This window comes from Streptomyces sp. AA1529 (genome assembly GCF_000280905.1).
Classification (GTDB): domain Bacteria; phylum Actinomycetota; class Actinomycetes; order Streptomycetales; family Streptomycetaceae; genus Streptomyces.
Window position 1 is genome coordinate 1 of the sequence record NZ_ALAP01000053.1, and the last position, 14,692, is coordinate 14,692.

The window sequence follows — 14,692 nt, forward strand, 5'->3', positions numbered from 1 at the left end:
CGAGCCGGTGGAGACCGCGGACGCCGGGGTTGCAGCCCCCGCCGCGGAGCCCGCCGGTGGCTACCCGGAACCCCTGGGCGACCCGGCGGACGGCCCCGCCGCGGCCGCGCCCGACGGCGGCCCGGAACCGGTCCACCCGTCGGGGGACGGCACCCCGGAGGCGGCCGGGGACGGCACCGCCCCCGCGGCCGGAGAGGAAGCGGCTCCGGTCCCCGAGGCCGTCCGGACCGAGGACGAGCACCCGCACGTCTCGTACGAGCTGCGGGTCAACGGGGTCGACCGCCCCGTCGCCAGCGCCTGGATCGGTGAGTCGCTGCTGTACGTGCTGCGCGAGCGGTTGGGCCTCGCCGGAGCCAAGGACGGCTGTTCGCAAGGCGAGTGCGGAGCCTGCTCGGTGCAGGTGGACGGGCGGCTCGTGGCCGCCTGCCTGGTGCCCGCCGCCACCGCCGCCGGCAGCGAGGTCCGCACCGTCGAGGGTCTGTCGGTCGACGGCGCCCCGTCGGACGTGCAGTGCGCGCTCGCCGAGAGCGGCTCCGTGCAGTGCGGGTTCTGCGTACCCGGACTCGCGATGACGGTGCACGATCTGCTGGAGGGCAACCACGCGCCCACCGACCTGGAGACCCGCAAGGCGATCAGCGGCAACCTGTGCCGCTGTTCGGGATACCGCGGGGTGGTGGACGCCGTCCGCACCGTGGTGGAGCGGCGCGCGGCCCGGGCCGAGCACGAGCACGAGGCGCCGGAGGCGCACCCGGCGCCCGGCGGGCAGCCCCACGCCCCCGGTCCCGACCCGCAAGGCGGCTACGAAGCCGCCGGGTACGGGCAGCAGCCCGGCGGCCACGGGCCCGGCCCCTGGGCCCCCGGCGGCTACGAGCCGGCCGGCCACCAGCAGGACGGCCCCGGCCCCGGCGGGCACCCGGCGCCCCCCGGCACCGACGGCTACGGCGGCGCGCCAGGTTACGGGCCCGACCCGGCTGCACCCGGGTACCCGGGCCCGCCCGAGGCACCCGGCACCCACGGCAGCGGAACGTGGGACGAGGGCGGCTACGGCGCCCACATCCCGCACCAGAGCCGGTACCCCGGGAACGGCGGCACGTCCTGATGCCCCCGGCCCCCGCGGCAGCGTCCCCCACACCCGGGTGCACCGCGCACGCACCCTGCACAGAAAGGCGGCGGCATGACGGAAACGGCTGACGGGCACACCGGCGCCGGAGGCGCCGCCCCGCTGCCGGGCCCCCGCGGTGAGCCCGACCCGCACGGCCTGGGCGTCTCCGTCCTCCCCACCGACTCCTACGCCAAAGCGCAGGGCACCTTCCCCTACGCGGCGGACCTGTGGGCCGAAGGGCTGCTGTGGGCCGCGGTGCACCGCTCGCCGTACCCGCACGCGCGGATCGTCTCCATCGACACGGCGGAAGCCGCCAAGATGCCCGGTGTGCTGGCCGTCATCACCCACGAGGACGTCCCCGGCGACTCCGCGCACGGACGCAGGATCGCCGACCAGCCCGCCTTCGCCCGCGACGTGGTGCGCTACTTCGGCGAGCCGATCGCCGCCGTCGCCGCCGACCACCCGGACACGGCGCGGCTGGCCGCCGCGGCCATCGCCGTCGAGTACGAGGTGCAGGAAGCCGTCACCGACCCGGAGAAGGCGTTCGAGGCCGAACCGCTGCACCCGGACGGCAACCTGCTGCGGCACATCCCGCTGCGCTACGGCGACCCCGAAGCCACCGGCGACGTGGTCGTCGAGGGCCTCTACCGGATCGGCCGCCAGGACCCGGCGCCGATCGGAGCCGAGGCCGCACTCGCCGTACCGCGCCCGGACGGCGGCGTGGAGATCTACACCGCCTCCACCGACCCGCACACCGACCGCGACCTGGCAGCCGCCTGCTTCGGACTCCCGCCCGAACAAGTCAAGATCGTCGTCACCGGGGTGCCCGGCTCCATGGGCGACCGCGAGGACGCGGCGCTCCAGATCCCGCTGGGACTGCTGGCGATGCGCACCGGCTGCCCCGTCAAGATCGCGCTCACCCGCGAGGAATCCTTCCTCGGACACGCACACCGCCACCCCACCCTGCTGCGCTACCGCCACCACGCGGACAGCGCGGGCAACCTGGTCAAGGTCGAGGCGCAGATCCTGCTGGACGGCGGCGCCTACGCGGACACCTCGTCCGACGCGCTCGCCGCCGCCGTCTCCTTCGCCTGCGGGCCCTACGTCGTCCCGCACGCCGTGATCGACGGCTGGGTCGTCCGCACCAACAACCCGCCCTCCGGCCATGTGCGCGGCGAAGGCGCCCTCCAGGTGTGCGCCGCCTACGAGGGCCAGATGGACAAACTCGCCGAACGGCTCGGCCTCGACCCCGTCGAGGTGCGCCGGCGCAACGCCATGGCCACCGGCGACCTGCTGCCCACCGGCCAGACCGTCACCTGCCCGGCGCCCGTCGCCGAACTCCTCACCGCCGTCCACGAGGCGCCGCTCCCCCCACTGCCCAAGGACGCGCCCGAGGACGACTGGCTGCTGCCCGGCGGCCCCGAAGGCGCCGGCGACCCCTCGGCCGTGCGGCGCGGTGTGGGCTACGCGCTCGGCATGGTCCACATGCTCGGCGCCGAGGGCACCGACGAGGTCTCCACCGCCACCGTCAAAGTCAGCGGCCCCGTCGCCACCGTGATGTGCGCCGCCGTCGAGTCCGGTCAGGGCTTCGACACCCTCGCCCGGCAGATCGTCCAGGAAACGCTCGGCATCGACGAGGTGCACGTCGCCTCCGTCGACACCGACCAGCCGCCCTCCGGCGCCAGCGGCCGCGGCCGGCACACCTGGGTGTCCGGCGGCGCGGTGGAACGGGCCGCGAAGATGGTCCGCACCCAGCTCCTGCAGCCCCTCGCCGCGAAGTTCGGCATGTCCACCGAACTGCTCACCATCTCCGAGGGCAAGATCACCTCCTACGACGGCGTGCTCTCCACGACAGTCGCCGAAGCCCTGGAGGGCAAGGAACTGTGGGCCACCGCGCAGTGCCGCCCCCACCCCACCGAGCCGCTCGACGAATGGGGCCAGGGCGACGCCTTCGTCGGACTGGCCTTCGCCGCCGTGCGCGCCGTGGTCGACGTCGACATCGAACTCGGCTCCGTACGCGTCGTCGAGGTCGCCCTCGCCCAGGACGTCGGCGCCGTCCTCAACCCCCGCCAGCTGCGGGCCCGCCTCGAAGCCGGCATCACCCAGGGCATCGGCACCGCTCTCACCGAACATCTGCGGGTCGCCAAAGGCGTCGTGCGGCACGCCGACTTCACCGCCTACGCCCTGCCGACGGCGCTGGACGCGCCGGACATCCGCATCGTGAAGCTCGTCGAGGAACGGGATGTGGTGGCGCCGTTCGGGGCGAAGGCCGCGTCGTCCGCGCCGGTCGTCACCACGCCGTCCGCGGTTGCGGCGGCGGTGCGGGCCGCGACGGGGCGGCCCGTCAATCGGATGCCGATCCGCCCGCAGGCCGCGGTCAGCTCCTCCTGAACCGGGCGCCCCCTCGCGGGGGCGCCTGCTCCCCGCCGCGGGGCGGCTTCGGCCACACGGGCCCCATCCCGGTGCCGCCGGGCACCCCTGGGGTGCCCGGCGGCTGTGAGTGCTCGGTGCGGTGCTGCGATCCGCGGTCCCTGTGGAGCTGGGCCTTGACGTCACCGGACGACTGGTTCATCCAGTGCCGCACGTCCACGGAGTAGCGCGTCCGCCCACCGTCGCCGTCGGGCAGCCGGAGGTGGAAGAGCCCCCGGAACATCGTCTGCCACCAGCGGAACGGTTTGAGGGGCCGCCCGTCTCCGGGTTCGACACGACGCACCGCCCGACGGTGCCGCCACTCCTCGAACGCGCGTGCTCCTCCGGTCACCCTGCCGGACAGGTCCGGTCCTCGGCCGGGCGCTTGCCGGTGGTCAGGAATGCTGTGGTGGCGTCGTTGGCACAGGTGCTGCCGCCGAAGGGGTAGACGCCGTGGCCGCCTTGGTCGACCAGGACCATCCTGGCCCGGTCACCCAGCGCCTGCCGCAGTTTCCTCGCTCCGGCCAACGGCGTGCCCGGGTCGCGTGCGTTCTGGACCATGAGCACGTTCTCCGGGCCCCGGTCGCTCACCTGCACCGGCTTCTCGATCCCCTTGCGCGGCCAGAACGCGCACGGCGTGATGCTTCCCGTGGAACCGCCCAGCATCGGGTACCGGCGCCGGTCGTGCGCCGCGGTGCGCTGGTAGTGGCCGATCTTCTTCGACCAGCGGGAATCCGCGCAGATGACGTAGTGGCGGCCGGCCGACGCGTTGTCGTTCTCGGCCGCAGGCGGGCCGCCGGACGGAGGTTTGCCCTTGTCGAGCGCCTGCCAGATCTCGGCCAGTTCGGGCAGCTTCCCCTCGACGAACATCTCCTCCAGCGTGATCGCGCGAAACAGCGTGCCGTCCACGCCGCCGACGGGCTTCCTGTCCAGCCGTTCGGCCAACTCGTGGAACTTCGCCTTCACCTGCCGGGGGGTGCTGCCGAGCCCGTACTCCGGTTTTCCGGCCGCGAAGGCGGCGAAATCCGGGAAGCGGTCCTTCATGCCGCGGGCCAGCAGCCGGAAGGCGGTGGCGTCGTACCCGCCGGGCCCCAGGCTGCTGTCCAGCACGATCCGGTCACCGCGCTCGGGGAACAGCGTGGCGTAGACCGCGCCGAGCCAGGTGCCGTAGGAGGTGCCCAGGTAGGAGATCTCGGACTCGCCCAGTGCCGCACGGATCCGGTCCATGTCGCGGGCCGTGTTCGCGGTGGTGGTGTGCGGCAGCATCCAGGCGCTCTCCGACGAGGCGCACTGCCGTGCGACGGTCCGTGCGAACTTCGCCTCGCGCGCGACGTCGCCCCCGGAGTGCGCATAGGCCGGGAAGTTGCCGCGCGCCTGCTGCTCCGGTGTCAGGTCGCAGGTCACCGGGGAGCTGCGCCCCATGCCGCGGGGGTCGAAGCCGATCACGTCGTAGGAGTCGAGCACCTTCTGGGGCAATCCGGCTCCCGCGAGGGCGGCCGGGTAGCCGAGCCCGGACTGTCCGGGGCCGCCCGGATTGGTCAGCAGTACGCCACGGCGCTGTGCGGGCTTCCTGCTCGCCAGCCGGGAGACCGCGATCTCGATCTGCCGGCCGTCCGGTTTCCGGTAGTCGAGCGGAACCTTCAGCGTGGCGCACTGCAACGTGGCCCCCGCGCCGCCCTTCTGCGGGCCGGCCCGCTTCTTCCCCTCGGACTTCTTCGTGTCCCCTTCGGACTCCTTCGTGCACGGGCCCCATCGCAGGGCCGGCGACGCGGCCTCGTTGCCCTCTTCCTCGCCTGCGGACGCCGACGTGCACGCCACCGTGGTGGCGAGAACCATCGCGCCGACAAGAACGCGGGACAACGGCGACTTCCCGCGCGTCCGGCTGTCCTTCGGCAGGGGCGCGCGACGGCGGCGGAATGGTGGGGGAGCAGTCCGTGCCGAATCGGTCCCCTTCCGCCGACCGGCCGCAACAACGGCTCGCCATGCCTGCTGTGTCTCCCGAGATTTCGGCATGACACGACTCTCGCCCGCTGCCCGTGCCGCCGCATCGTCCCCGCGGTCGCATCCGGCTTCGACCGTGGGTGACCCTCTGGTCGAACTTCGGTCGAGGGGGCCTCCACCTGTGGTCTGAGACGTCGGGCAGGTGAGTCCGCGATAATGCGCGGGATGACGACAGACCTCGTGCCGCGGCTCACGGGACCTCAGCAGGTCTGGCGGCTGGCAGCGGCGGCCGCCGTGGGCATGCCGGTCTGGATCGTCACCGGTGTGCTGCTGCACCACGAGGAGGTTTCCGCGCCGGACTCCTGGTTCCTCATCGGCGATCCGCTGGTGGCCCTCGGCTGTCTGGCCCTCCTGTGGTGGCGCGGGCGGTTCCCGCGGGCCGTCGGCTTCACCGTCACCTTCGTGGCGACCGTCTCGGCCCTCGCCACCGGGGCCGCGCTGCTGGCCATGGTCTCGCTGTCCGCCCGGCGCCGTCCGGTGGAGACCGGGGCGATCGCGCTGGCCCACGTCACGGCGTCACAGTTCGTCCCAGGGCTCTACTCGGTCCCCGCCTCCACGGCGACCTGGTGGTGGGCCGGACTCGCGTTCTCGGCAATGACCGCGGGTCTCGCGGTGGCCGTGGGCACGGCCATCGGGGCGAGACGCGTCGAAGTGCGCTCCCTGCGGGAGCGTGCCGAGAGCGCGGAACGCGAACAGTCCGCCCGCGCGGCGCAGGCGCGGGCGCAGGAGCGCAACCGGATCGCGCGCGAGATGCACGACGTGCTCGCCCACCGGATATCCCTGGTCGCCATGCAGGCTTCGGTGCTGGGCCACCGCGGCGATCTGACCGCCGAGGACAGCGGTGTGCTGATCCGCGGTATCGCCGACAGCTCCCACCAGGCGCTGGAGGAGCTCCGCGACGTCCTCGGTGTGCTCCGGACCGATCCCGACCAGCCGGAGGCACCGCAGCCCTCCCTCGACCGCATCCCGGAACTGGTCGCTGACGCCTCCGCGTCCGGACTGGACGTCACGCTCGTCGACTCGGTGACGGGGTCGCCCTCGACGGCCGTCGGGCGCACCTGCTATCGCCTCGTCCAGGAAGGACTCACCAACGTCGTCAAGCATGCCCCGGGTGCCCGCGTACGCGTCACTCTCGACGGCCGGCCCGGCGGCACCCTCGAGGTCGTTGTGCACAACACCCGGGCCACCGAGAGGCCGGTGGGAGCACCGTCGTCGGGATCCGGGCTGCTCGGCCTCGGTGAGCGCATCGCTCTGGTGGGTGGCCGGCTCGCCCACCATCCCACATCCGGGAACGGGTACCTCCTGACCGCACGACTGCCCTGGCCCTGACCGCACCGAGAAAAGAGCACCTCAGTGGAGAGCGACCGCGAACCGGTACGTGTCGTCATCGCCGACGACGAACAACTCGTGCGGATGGCGTTGCGGCTCGTCGTGGACGGCGAACCCGACCTCAGCGTCGTGGCGGAGGCCGCCGACGGGGACGCCGCGATCGCCGCGGTGGACCGGTGGCGGCCGGACGTCGTGCTGATGGACGTACGCATGCCCGGCCGCGACGGCCTCAGCGCCACTCGTGAACTTCTCGGCAGGCCGACGCCACCCCGGGTCCTGGTACTGACCACGTTCGACTCCGACAGTCTGGTATTGGGTGCGCTGCGCGCCGGCGCACTCGGGTTCGTCCTCAAGGACACCCCGCCCGCCCGCATCGTCGAGGCGGTGCGAACGGTCGCGGACGGCAAGCCCGTACTCTCCCCGGCAGCCATGACACGCGTGATCGCCGCGGCCACCGCGACGGACTCCGCCCACGCCCGTGACGTCCGCCGCGAAGCGGTACGGGAGAAGATGTCCGTGCTGACCGAGCGGGAACGCGAAACGGCCAGAGCCATCGCCGACGGGCTGGACAATCCGGACATCGCACGGCGCCTCGACATCAGCGTCGCCACGGTCAAAGCGCACACCAGCAGCCTCTTCGCGAAGCTGGAGCTTCGCAACCGGGTACAGATCGCGCTCCTGGTACGCGACGCGGACAGCACGCCGCGACCATAGGCGACCGGTCGGCGTCCGGAACGCACCCGCATTCGGTGGACCCCGCGAACACCCCGCCGGAACCGGGGTTGCGGGAGGGGTCAGGTGGTGAGGAGGACGCCGCCGTAGGAGGCGCCGGCGATGACGAGCCAGGCGGAGAGGCCGAGTCCGGCCACCCGCATGCCGGTGCGGGTCAGCGACGGCAGGTGCACCGCACTGCCGAGTCCGAACAACGCGGCGGCCAGCAGGATCTCCTGTGCGGTGGCGGCGCCGTCGAGTGCGGCGCCGGGCAGCCACGCAGTGGTCCGCAGGGCCACCATGCCCAGAAAGCCCAGCACGAACAGCGGTACGAGGGGAGGGCGCCGGCCTCGTGGTGCGCGGCCGGCGCCGTGGCGTTGTCGTACGGCGAGGACCATGGCCGCGACGAGGGGCGCCAGCATCAGCACGCGGAGGAGTTTGACCAGGACGGCCTCGTTCAGGGCCTGCGGGCCGCCGGTCTGGGCGGTGGCGACGACCTGGCCGACGTCGTGGACCCCGGCGCCGACCCAGCGTCCGAACTGCGAGGCGTCCAGCCCCAGGGGCCCGTGGAGAAGGGGCAGCACGAGGATGGCGAGGGTGCCGCACAGGGTCACCAGCGCGACCGAGGTGGCGACGTCCTCCTCCTCGCTGCCCCGCACCTCGCTGACCGCCCCGATCGCGGAGGCTCCGCAGATCGAGTAGCCGGTGGCGACGAGTACGGGCTGGTCGCCGGGGAGTCCGAGCCTGCGCCCGAGCCAGACGGTGCCGAAGAAGGTGGCGACGACGACGCAGGCGACCATCGCCACGGTGGCCCAGCCCAGTTCGAGCACGTCGCCGAGCGCGAGTTTGAGCCCGAGCAGCACGATGCCGAGCCGCATCAGCCGCTTGCCGGCCAGGGTGAGCCCGGGGCGGGCGGCGCCGCGGACCAGGGTGCGCAGCCCCGGCAGGTGCGCGGCCGCGATGCCGAGCACGACTGCGGCCGTCAGCATCGGAACGGCGGGCACCAGGAGGTGCACGGCGGATGCCGCGGCCACGCCGAGCGCGGTGAACGCGAGGCCGGGCAGCGGGCTCGGCTTCCGTGTGGGCGCGGGTGTGGTGGCGCCGTTCGCCGCGGGCCGGTCGGCGGTGCCGGGGGTCTCCCGTGCGCGGCTGCCGAGAAGTGCCATCAGGCGTCGGCCGGAAGGTCGTAGACCCGGCGGACGCTGCTGCCCAGCCGTGAGATGTCCGCTCCGTAGATGTGCAGGGAGACGGCCGGGCCTTCGCAGCCGTTCCACACCCGGTGGATGTCGCCGGGCGGGGCGAAGCCGCAGACGGCTCCTCGCGGGTTGACCACGTCCTCGGTGGCGACGAGGCGTGCGCTGCTGCCCGCGGCCTCCGCGGGCAGCAGCCGGTAGCGGCGCTCGTGCTCCTCGCCCTGGTGCACGCCGGTCACGCACCAGGAGACGTGGTCGTGGATCGAGGTGCCCTGTCCGGGCAGCCACACCAGGGCGACGACGGAGAAGCTGCCGTCGCTCTCCGCGTGCAGGATGTGCTGGCGGTAGCGCTCGGGGTCGGGTGCGCACTGGGCGTCGGTCAGCAGGTCATCGGCGCCCAGGTGCGGTGCCAGCTTCTCGCCGACCAGGTACGCGGTCACGTCCGGCGGCAGCCCTCGGCCGACGGCCTCGCGCACGTCCTCGACGAGGGCGGGCAGCCGCCCGGCCGTCCGGGCGGCGGATGGGGTGGTCGTCGTCGCAGTCATACGGGCAGCGTCGCGGCGGGCACGTATCACGTCCAACGACGGTTCCTTGGCCCCTCCCCCGTATCTGCTTATGGGAGGGCGGCCCGGTCGGCCTCCGGCGGCCGGGCCCGTTCCGTCCGGGGTTCGGCGCGGGCGGAGGGGAGCCGGCCCCGTACGGGCGCGGTTTCCACGGCTGCGGTCAGCAGCCGACGCGGCGCTCCGCGACCGTGCGCAGCGCCGCCAGTACGCGTGCCGTGGCGGGTATCTCCAGGTGTTCGCGCAGCACGTACGCGGAGACCTGGCGGCGGGAGGCGGGGTCGAGTGCGCGGCCGGTGACCTTCCGGTGGACGAGGAAGGAGAGCACCAGTCCGGGCACCATGGCGACGCCGAGCCCTTCGGCGACCAGGCTCTGCACCACCAGGTTGTCGTCGGTGGTGAAGGCGATCTCGGGCGCGAAGCCCAGTTCGGCGCATTCGTGCAGGAAGTTGGCCCGGCAGCGCAGGCAGCCGGCGATCCACCGTTCGTCGGCCAGCTCGCGCAACTGCACGGCGCGGCGCCGGGCCATGGGGTGGCCGGTGGGCAGCAGCACGGTGAGCTGGTCCTCCAGCAGCGGGATCTCCACCAGTTCCTCGGGTACCTGTTCGCGCAGTCCGGGGTAGGTGAAGGCGAGGGTGATGTCGCACTCGCCGCGTACGACCCGGCGCAGCGATTCGGGCGGCTCGTCCTCCTGGAGTTCGACGCGTATGCCGGGGTGTTCGGCGGCGAGTTCGGCGAGGGCCTCGGGCACCAGGGTGGCGCCCGCGCTGGGGAAGGCGCAGACGGTGACCTTGCCCGCCCGCAGCCGGGTGAGGGACTCCATCTGCTGCCGTGCGGTGCTGATGCTCTCCAGGATCACCTCGGAGTGCCGGGCCAGGGCCTCTCCCGCTTCGGTGAGCCGCATCCGGCGGCCGACGCGCACGAACAGCGGGGTGCCCACGGACCGCTCCAGCGCCTTCATCTGCTGGGTGATCGCGGGCTGGGTGTAGCCCAGCGCCCGGGCCGCCGCGGAGTAGGAACCCGCGCGCACCACTTCGTGGAAGGTCTTGATGTGCCGCGAGTCGAACATGGCAGAACCATAAGCAGATTTTGGGTCGGTGCGGGAGGCGGGGTTCTCCGCTTCTGGATCACTCCGTCGGCACTGCCGCCTCGGTGGGCTCCTGCGTCGCTTCCGTAACGGGCGTCCGGCGCTTCGCCGGTTCCGGGCCGGCGGGGAGTTCAGGTCGCAGCCGTCGGGCCACCGCGACGCCGGCGAGGGCGACGACCGCCGAGACGGCGTACACGGCCGCGAACGCCGTCGGCTGCGCGGCGTCCGGGCCGCCCGCGCCCGTGGCGTCCGCGCCGCCGGCACCGGTGACGGTGACCGCGCCGCCGCCCAGCGCGGCGAACAGGGCGCCGGTCAGCGCGAGCAGCAGCACGTTGGAGAGCCCGTCGCACAACTGGAGCGCGGCGGAGTTGCGTCCGGCCGCCTGCGGTGCCGAGAGCCGCAGCAGCAGGACGCTGAGCGAGGAGATGGTCAGGCCCATGCCGAAGCAGCCGATGCCCATGGCCAGGGCGAGGCACCAGACGGGTACCGACTCCACCAGCACCAGCGGCGTGCAGCCGACCGCGACGGTGACCAGGGACATGCCGAGGACGACGAGCCGTTCGCGGTGCGGTTCCAGCCGGGGCCGCGACTGGGCGAAGGAGCCCAGCGCCCACAGCGCGCCCCCGGCGGCGAGGGTGAGCCCGGCGAGGGTGACCGACAGCCCGCGCTGGGTCACCAGCATCAGCGGGACGAAGCTCTCCGCGACGATGAAGGAGCCGGCCGCCATTCCGCGCAGCAGCACGACGGAGGGCAGCCCGCGGGCCGCGCGCAGGGTCCCGCGGGGCAGCAGCACCCGCAGCGACCGGGCCAGCAGGACGAGCCCCGCCGCGGCGGGCGGCAGCGCGCTCCAGCGCAGGTCCTGACCGGCGTACTGGAGCAGTCCGGCGCCGAGTGCGGCGGCGACCGCGAGCCGGATCCGCCGCGCACCCTCGCCCCGCTCGCCGCTACCGTCCCCGGCGGTACCGGAGGCCGGGGGCGGTCCGGAGGCACGGCGCCTCAGCGGCGGCAGCATCACCAGCAGCGGCAGCGCCACCAGTGCCGGGATGCCCAGGAACACCCAGCGCCAGCCCAGTTGCTCGGCGACCGTGCCGGAGATCAGCGGCCCCACCACGGAGGGCACCACCCAGGAGGCGGCGAACGCGGCCATCACGGTGGGCCGCAGCTGCTCGGGGAAGGCGCGGCTGACGGTGACGTACAGCGCCACGATCACCAGTCCGCCGCCCACGCCCTGCACGGCGCGGCCGAGGATGAACAGCCACATGCTCCCGGCGGTCCCGGACAGCAGGAGGCCACCGGCGAACAGTGCGATGCCGGTGGTCAGCGGGGGCAGCGGGCCTCGGCGGTCGCACCACTGGCCCGAGGCGACCATGCCGACCACGGACGTGGTGAAGAAGGCGGAGAAGGCGTACGCGTAGAGCGGGATGCCGTCCAGTTCGTCGGCCGCCAGCGGCATGGCGGTACCGACGGCGGTCGCCTCGAAGGCGATGAGGAGGACGACGGAGACGATGCCGAAGGTCAGCGGCCGGTGGGTGCTGCTGAGCACGGTCTCCCGGCGGCGGGTGGCGGGATCGTCCGGCGGTACGGCCGCGGGGCCGGGCTCGGTCGCTGACATGCCACCACGGTAAGCGCCGCCCTGGGAGGGGGACACCTACTGTGGTGGGAGTTGCCACTCGGCCGCAGGTCCTGGTCCCGGCCGCGGTTCCGGCCCGGGGCCGCCCGGGGCGCCGGTCTGCGAGCGGCCGTCGCGTCAGCCCTCGACCAGTTTCATGTACCGGTCCCGGTCCCGGTGCTTCCCGGGGTCGGTGTGGTCGTTGCCGGGGGGGCCTCGCTGTGGCCCTCGGCGTAGTGGGCCGGGCCGGCCGGAACCCATGGCCGGAACCCATGCGGCGTCCGGATGGTCGGCGCTCCGGGTGGCGGGTCCCGACCCGGTGGCGCCCTCACCGCTGCACGCGAGTCGGGCCCTCCGACGCACCGGCGCCGGTGCCGCGGCCCCCACCGCGGCACCGGCGCCGTCCGCAGGGCCGGCGGGTTCCGCCGGGCCCTCGCCGGATCAGCGGGCGAAGCTGGAGCCCAGGTGGGAGCCCGCCTCCGGGGCGCCCAGGGCCTTGGGCCCGTAGGAGACGACGCCGTCGGCCGTCAGTCCGCCCGTGGTGCCCCGCAGCACCCACACCGCGCCCGCGTCCACGGCGTCGGCGCCGCCGTCCTCGGTGGGCGCGCCGACAGCCAGGTCGTCCCGGCCGTCCCGGTCGGTGTCGGTCATGGTCAGGGCCGCGCCGAAGCGGTCCCCGGCCTCGACCACTCCGGGCACACCTGCGCTGCCCTGGTCCCAGTTCTTCGCGCCCGTCCCGGTCAGCCCGTTCTTGCCGCCGAGGAGCTGGACGACGGCACCGGCGTCCTTGCCGGAGGCACCGCTGCCGATGTCCTCGCCCGGCACACCGACCGCGATGTCGGCGTAGCCGTCGCCGTTGACGTCGCCCGCGGCGAGGGCCTTGCCGAACTCGTCGCCCTCCTCGTTGACGCCGGGCACCCCCGGGCTGTTCTGGGTCAGCGTGCTCGTGCGGTGCGCGCCCGGGCCGTCGGCCGAGCCGTAGAGCACCTTGAGCGTGCCGTGGTCGTGCGGCAGGTCCTCCACGACCCCGCCCGGAACGGTGCGGATCACCAGGTCGCCGAAGCCGTCCTTGTCCACGTCGGCGATGACGCCGGTCTCGGCGTCGGTGACGTGCTCGGAGGAGGTGGCCAGCCCGTCGGCCGAACCCTGGAAGAACTCGCTGCTCTCCGACATCTCCTCGAAGGCGTGCGTGGTGACGAGGTCGTCGACGCCGTCGCCGGTGACGTCGCCCGCCGTCAGCGACGTCGGCCCGAACAGGTGGCCGGTCTCGCGGGTGTCGCTCCTGGCCGCCTCGCCGTCCCGGCCGAAGCCGCCGTACAGCACCGTCAGCCCCTGGTCGAAGTCGCCGGTGCCCACGGCGAGGTCGGGCTTCTCGTCGCCGTCGAAGTCGCCCGCGACGAGCCTGGTGACGCTCTTCACCCCGGAGATCTGTGTGGCGCTGGTGAGGCCCTTGCCCTTCTCGCCCCACAGGATGACGACGCCCTTGTTGCCGCTGACGGCCAGGTCGGCGACGCCGTCCCCGTCGAAGTCACGGGCCGCGGTGTTGCGGCCGAAGGCCCCGTAGGTCTCCGCGCTGCCGGGCACGCCCGCGGAGTTGGCGCTGAAGAGCTGGCGGCGCGAGACGTCCGCGCCCTTCGCCGAGCCGTAGGTGACGGTGAGGTACCCCGCGTACGACTTGCCCGAGACGGTTGCCGTGGGGGCCGCCGCGACGGTCTCGGCGTATCCGTCGCCGTCGAAGTCGGCCTTCGGCGCGGCGGCGCTCCGGGCCGCCGTGGTGGCGCCGGGCGCTGCGGCGCTCTTCGCCGGTGCCGCCACCGACGGGGTGGCGCAGAGCAGACCGGCGGCCAGCGCGGCCGTCACGCCGACGGCGCGGGCGGCCACGGCGGTGGCGCTTGCTGTTGCTGTGCGACCGGGTGTGGTGCGGGGGGTGGCACGGTCGAGATGACGCACTCGTCCTCCTGAGTCGTTGTGCTCCGGACTCCAGCGGCAGGGAGAGCAAATGGAGTTGAGCCTGCGGGGGCGGACCGGGACCGGGGCTTTGGTCAGTCGTCCGTGAGACCCGCGAGGCGGGTGAAGGGTTGCCCCGCGGCAGCCGGTTCGTTGCCGGGCGGCCATCGGACAGCCACCGGGCGGCCATCGGGTGGCCGCCTCGCCGGCCCGGTCGTACGCCGTGCCGCGGACCCGGCCGGCCGCCGTGCGGGAGCCGCCTGCGCCGAGCACCGGAGATGCCGGACCGTGCCGTCCATCCGGAGCACTCCGCGGAATTCCGTCCGGGTGCGACGGCACTGTCAGGGCCGCCGCGGCGCTCTCCGCGGGGAGGATTCCGTTCCGGGCGGCAGCCCCTTTTCGCGGATGATCAGCGGATCAGCGGATCAGCAGATCGGCAGAGAGGAAGCAGGAATGCCCGTGCGGGGAAGATTCTCACGCGCCACCGGTGCCGCCGCGGTTCTGGTGTTCGCACTGTCCGGCTGCGCGGGTGAAGGGGACGGAAAGAATCCCGGCGCCACCGAACGGACCCGGCCGGCCGCCGGCGCCGGCAGGAGCGCCGGCCCCTCCGGCGCCCGGCCCGGCCCCTCGGACTCCGCGGCCGCCTCCGCCGCGCACTCCGCCGCGTCCTCGGCCGCCCGCGCGGGCCGGGCGGCCCCAGCGGAGGAGGACTCCGCGGACGAACACTCCGCGGCCGCGACCGGC

11 protein-coding genes are annotated in these 14,692 nt (G+C 73.9%); 4 read left to right on the forward strand and 7 right to left on the reverse strand.

The features are described 5' to 3' along the window. Together A949_RS35900 and A949_RS0115805 are read left to right on the forward strand one after the other, a co-directional pair. A partial coding sequence (locus A949_RS35900) for a (2Fe-2S)-binding protein (RefSeq protein ID WP_019356991.1) occupies positions 1–1,099 on the forward strand: 1,099 nt, incomplete at its 5' end. Positions 1,100–1,174: 75 nt separating this feature from the next. Continuing rightward, positions 1,175–3,493, forward strand: coding sequence for a molybdopterin cofactor-binding domain-containing protein (locus A949_RS0115805; RefSeq protein ID WP_019356992.1), 2,319 nt, complete (start codon positions 1,175–1,177; stop codon positions 3,491–3,493). Here A949_RS0115805 and A949_RS35585 read toward each other — a convergent pair. Both A949_RS35585 and A949_RS0115815 read right to left on the reverse strand, forming a co-directional pair. Next, complete coding sequence (locus A949_RS35585) at positions 3,480–3,815, reverse strand: hypothetical protein (protein WP_158687591.1); 336 nt, start codon at positions 3,813–3,815, stop codon at positions 3,480–3,482. The genes A949_RS0115805 and A949_RS35585 overlap by 14 nt on opposite strands. Positions 3,816–3,859: 44 nt before the next feature. Next, positions 3,860–5,347: an alpha/beta hydrolase gene (locus tag A949_RS0115815; protein ID WP_019356994.1), complete on the reverse strand. Its 1,488-nt coding sequence runs from the start codon at positions 5,345–5,347 to the stop codon at positions 3,860–3,862. A gap of 330 nt (positions 5,348–5,677) precedes the next feature. On the opposite strand from A949_RS0115815, the gene A949_RS0115820 reads away from it, so the two are divergent. Continuing rightward, the gene (locus A949_RS0115820; protein ID WP_019356995.1) at positions 5,678–6,841 is read left to right on the forward strand and encodes a sensor histidine kinase; all 1,164 of its coding nucleotides are present in this window, start codon (positions 5,678–5,680) and stop codon (positions 6,839–6,841) included. A 24-nt stretch (positions 6,842–6,865) separates the two neighbouring features. Next, positions 6,866–7,555, forward strand: coding sequence for a response regulator (locus A949_RS0115825; protein ID WP_019356996.1), 690 nt, complete (start codon positions 6,866–6,868; stop codon positions 7,553–7,555). Positions 7,556–7,635: 80 nt separating this feature from the next. Here A949_RS0115825 and A949_RS0115830 read toward each other — a convergent pair whose 3' ends face one another. The 5 genes from A949_RS0115830 to A949_RS0115850 all read right to left on the reverse strand — a co-directional run bounded on the left by A949_RS0115830 (position 7,636) and on the right by A949_RS0115850 (position 13,882). Then, the gene (locus A949_RS0115830; protein WP_019356997.1) at positions 7,636–8,718 is read right to left on the reverse strand and encodes a YeiH family protein; all 1,083 of its coding nucleotides are present in this window, start codon (positions 8,716–8,718) and stop codon (positions 7,636–7,638) included. After that, positions 8,718–9,290 carry a cysteine dioxygenase family protein gene (locus A949_RS0115835; RefSeq protein WP_026004688.1) on the reverse strand — a complete coding sequence of 191 codons (573 nt, stop codon included), beginning with the start codon at positions 9,288–9,290 and terminating at the stop codon, positions 8,718–8,720. Before A949_RS0115835 ends, A949_RS0115830 begins: the two co-directional genes overlap by 1 nt. 178 nt (positions 9,291–9,468) lie before the next feature. Beyond that, positions 9,469–10,374: a LysR family transcriptional regulator gene (locus tag A949_RS0115840; RefSeq protein WP_019356999.1), complete on the reverse strand. Its 906-nt coding sequence runs from the start codon at positions 10,372–10,374 to the stop codon at positions 9,469–9,471. 58 nt (positions 10,375–10,432) lie between these two features. Further along, positions 10,433–12,004, reverse strand: a complete 1,572-nt coding sequence (locus A949_RS0115845) for an MFS transporter (protein WP_019357000.1) — start codon at positions 12,002–12,004, stop codon at positions 10,433–10,435. A 438-nt stretch (positions 12,005–12,442) separates the two neighbouring features. Next, positions 12,443–13,882 carry an FG-GAP repeat domain-containing protein gene (locus A949_RS0115850; protein WP_019357001.1) on the reverse strand — a complete coding sequence of 480 codons (1,440 nt, stop codon included), beginning with the start codon at positions 13,880–13,882 and terminating at the stop codon, positions 12,443–12,445. Positions 13,883–14,692 lie beyond the last annotated feature (810 nt).